The following is a 676-nucleotide window of genomic DNA, read 5'->3' as shown; positions in this document are numbered from 1 at the left end:
TTTGTAAGTGGCAAACAGCGGTATCGGTGCAAAGACTGCATTCATCACTTCACTGTCTTACGCAAAAGCACCAAAAAAGATGATGAAGTCAAGAAAATGGCTGTTGATATGTATCTTGAAGGCTTAGGGTTTCGTGCCATTGGTAGAGTACTAGGTATTAGTTATGGCATAAGTTTATCAATGGGTAAAACAGCTTGGCATAGCACATCAAAGTACCTATAATGCCAATCTACATTCAGACCAAGATGATGAAGTGATTGATATTGTAGAGCTTGATGAAATTCACAGTTATACCAAGCACAAAAAAACTACTGCTGGACTTGGATTGCCATCAACCGACAAAACAAGCACATTTTAGGCTTTGTTTGTGGCAAACGAGATACTAAGACTTTTAAGAGATTGTACAGTCAACTAAATACAAATAACATCACCTTGTTTTGTAGTGATTATTGGAAGTCTTATCAAGAGATTATCCCAACATCAAAACATCTGCAAAGCAAGAAACAAACCTTTACCATAGAGAGTTATAATGGCAGAATACACCATTATCTTGCAAGGTTTAAGCGTAGAACCAAATGTTATTTCAAATGCAAAAAGATAATAGAGAATTCTTTAACTCTGCTCTTTGCTAAGTGGAATGGTAGGTTGAGTTATGTATAGTTTTTTAACAATTCCC

The 676-nt window shown here is 35.8% G+C and carries 1 pseudogene; it reads left to right on the top strand.

The features are described 5' to 3' along the window. Positions 1-660: pseudogene (locus MOB01S_RS12250) on the top strand (IS1 family transposase); the annotation flags it as partial. Positions 661-676: the final 16 nt, after the last annotated feature.

This window comes from Moraxella oblonga NBRC 102422 (assembly GCF_001598275.1).
In the GTDB taxonomy this organism is placed as follows: Bacteria; Pseudomonadota; Gammaproteobacteria; order Pseudomonadales; family Moraxellaceae; genus Moraxella; species Moraxella oblonga.
The sequence above is the reverse complement of the archived record's forward strand: the minus strand, read 5'-3'. Positions and strand labels throughout refer to the sequence as shown.